Consider the following 2,790-nt stretch of genomic DNA (forward strand, 5'->3'; position numbering starts at 1 on the left):
AGGTTATCGGATTAAACGGCCAGAGCGGCAATCAGGCCGTAGTATTCGACTCGCTGGAGGAACTCCGTAAGAAAGATATACCCGGGCGGCTGACATTGTTCAGCCAGACCACCATGAGCCTGGACGAATATTACAAGGTGGTGGACTATCTCAAAAACCGCGGCAGTGAGGTAAAAGTGTGGGATTCGATCTGTCGTCAGGTATCCGGCCGGCGGGAAGAGATAGAACAATTCTGCAGGACCCACGATAAAATTATATTCGTAGCAGGCCGGCATTCTTCCAACGGAAAGGTGCTTTACAGCATCTGCAAACAGCAAAATCCCCATGCCCGTTTTGTTTCCTCTGCCAATGAGGTTCGCAGCGACTGGTTCAGCGAAGAAGAAAGCGTAGGGATATGCGGAGCCACCTCTACGCCGCAGTGGCTGCTTGAGCAGGTAAGACAAACTGTTGATGAACTTTAAATTATTCAGTGGGCAAACCTGCAAATCCGGAGCATGGAGGAAGAATCAAATAGTCATTTATAGTCATTGGTTGTCATTGATGGTCATTGATGGTCATTGATGGTCATTGATTGTTTGACAAGAGTTTGACAGGAGTTTGACCGGAGTTTGAACCAGAAAAGCTACAGTTGGCAGGAAAATAAAATGGTCATTCGGTGGTCATTCAGTTGTTAATTCGATTGTCATTCCTTGTCATTCGGTTGTATCCGCAGATCATCAAACCTTGAATTTCTAAAACCTGAAACTTTTCGTTTTTTCCTTTTCCCATCTTCTCGCCTTCCCGTATTCCCGCATTCCCTACTTCACCTCACCCATCGCTCTCTCATTCTTTCGTGCTGTCGTGCCAACGTGCCGTCGTTCTTTCCTGACTCTAATTGACCCACGCTAGAGCGTGGCTCTACAAATGCTCTTCACTACCTATGTGTTCGCTCACTACTCAAAACTAATTGGTTAGGCTTTCTATCTTTCTTTCAATCAATCAATCAATCATTCAATCATTCGTTCCCTCGCCCCCTCGTTCTTTCGCTCCCTCGTTCTTTCGTGCCGTCGTGTCGTCGTGTCGTCGTGCCGTCGTTCCCTCGTGCTGTCATACCGTCGTTTCCTCCTCTTCATCCAGTCCGAAATACTTCACCATGGCATCGGCCTGGCGGATGGTTTCAGGAGCAGGACCTTCGGGTTCCAGGTCAAGATTAAAAAGGCTTCCACAGCCTGCTTCAATGAACTTGCTTTTTAACCGTTCATTTTTGCTGATATCGGATGCAAGAAAAGTGCTCAAACGATCGAGCGCCCAGTATCTCGAATCTTCTCTTGATGCATCCATGATCTCTTTCAGCTTTTCACCCTCAGGGGTGTTTTCATGGGTAAGAAAAAGGAATGTACGGACCACGACTACCTGATTAACTACCTCTGCCACTAAATAACCCACTTTATACTTGTTGGAAATCCTGAACTCTATCAATCTTGTACGGCCTTTCTGCATTAGTACCCTGGGCACGGACAGGGACACCAGAATATCCATATGCAAATGAGCCTTGAAAAGGCAGTCAATTCGCTCATACAATCGTTCCAGGGCATGTGCCTGAATGTAAAGATCCAGATCCTTCCCGGGATCCATCCAGGGTATCTTCAGCGTTTTGGCTTTCAATTTAAACCACTTAAATTGCTCTATATGCCCGGGGATACCTATCCTATAAACCGTTCGATTTTCACGGCCCAGCTTAACAGAAAGCTGCTCGGCCGGTTTTTTATACATAATGATTCTCAGACAGGATCTTTTTTTATTTTTATAACAATCCTGAACCTCGAAATCAAATGAATAAAAAGTACCAATTATTTTTCCCCTGTAAAGGGAACCAATCTGCACCATGTTAAGTAGTAATTCCATGGCCCGGTCTTCAAGATCTTTATAATCCAGCACCTGCTCCATAGCTTCCCTTACCCGGTTTAATCCATGCGTTGTCAGATCCACAATGAATGGCTTATAGAAATAAAAGGTATAAACGACAATAAAATAATCGTGGAGCGTAATCAGGGGACCCCCTTCATACAGTTCTATCTTATGTTCATGCATCCAACGGTTAAAAAACCAATTGTAAAATTTAATCAGTCTGGAATAAATTCTCTGGTCCGGGGCCGCTTCTACACGAACGGAACCAAAACGGATCCTGTTAAAGAACTCCACCTCCTCCCTGGAAATCTGATTATACAGTTCTATGCATTCCAATTGGGTCAGAACATGCTTTAAACTGGCAATGGCCTGCTTTTTATATTGAACATCCCTGTGTTGCTCCTGAGAAGGATTTTTCTTTTTGCGTTTATTCTTTTTCTGTGGCATATACCTGGAGATTTTTGATGGTTGTGGTTTGGAAACGATTCGGTTGTATTAGGCTTGATATCTATTATTTTCAGTTTAAATGCTTAACACAGATTGCATCCCCCTCGCTATCCATCCCCCGGATTACTGGTGGATGCTAAAATTCCCAAACACATTTTGCAGGACAAGATACGAAAAATTTTCAAAAAAAATGGCCACGAATGCACGAATTCCGATTTATGGGTGTTTAATACAAAAGTTTGCAGCTTACTATATTGCAGAATCAAATTTAAGGGAAATAGATTTAGTAAAAACATTTGGTCCCGCCTTCTGCGGGAGCAGTTGCCAAATCGAATAAGCCGCAGCTAGCAGATAAATATAGCGGTCGCTGAGGGCATTAAGTTGGCAGCAACCCCTGAAAGCTACAGTTGGCAGGGAAATTAAATTGTCATTTGGTGGTCATTGGATGGTTTGACA

2 protein-coding genes are annotated in these 2,790 nt (G+C 43.9%); one reads left to right on the forward strand and one right to left on the reverse strand.

What is annotated here, in order from left to right; genetic code table 11:
- A partial coding sequence (locus KGY70_20410) for a 4-hydroxy-3-methylbut-2-enyl diphosphate reductase (protein ID MBS3777568.1) occupies nt 1-461 on the forward strand: 461 nt, incomplete at its 5' end.
- A gap of 625 nt (nt 462-1,086) precedes the next feature.
- On the opposite strand, the gene KGY70_20415 is transcribed toward KGY70_20410, so the two are convergent.
- A complete protein-coding gene (locus KGY70_20415) occupies nt 1,087-2,334 on the reverse strand; it encodes a hypothetical protein (GenBank protein ID MBS3777569.1) in 1,248 nt (415 codons plus the stop codon).
- Nucleotides 2,335-2,790 lie beyond the last annotated feature (456 nt).

It is taken from the genome of Bacteroidales bacterium, assembly GCA_018334875.1.
Classification (GTDB): Bacteria; Bacteroidota; Bacteroidia; order Bacteroidales; family UBA12077; genus JAGXLC01.